At 26.8% G+C, this 322-nt stretch carries 1 protein-coding gene; it reads left to right on the top strand.

The window, feature by feature from the left end; all coding sequences use genetic code 11:
- On the top strand, window positions 1-182 hold a 182-nt coding region (locus G3997_RS04995; RefSeq protein ID WP_296649061.1), incomplete at its 5' end, for an EcsC family protein.
- Window positions 183-322: the final 140 nt, after the last annotated feature.

Below are 322 nucleotides of genomic sequence, written 5' to 3' on the forward strand. Positions count from 1 at the left end.
ACTTAGCTAAACTTTTACAATTAGTACCTGGTATAGGTGCTTTTGTTGSAGCTTATGTGAATAATAAATTAGTTGATAAACTTGGTGAGTATGCTATTTATGCTTATCATATGAGACTTTTATCTGATGAAGTTTGTGTTACTAAAAAGAAAACTTGGTTAAATAAACTATTTATAAAATAAGAAATATTCTATTTTAAAATATTTTTATCTATAATTTTATCTTTAATATAAAAAACTCTTATATCAAAAGATATAAGAGTTCTATTTTTGTAATTGGTTGCGGAGGCAGGACTCGAACCTGCGACCTTTGGGTTATGAGC

The sequence above is a fragment of the Romboutsia sp. 13368 genome (genome assembly GCF_018336475.1).
Taxonomy (GTDB): Bacteria; Bacillota; Clostridia; order Peptostreptococcales; family Peptostreptococcaceae; genus Romboutsia.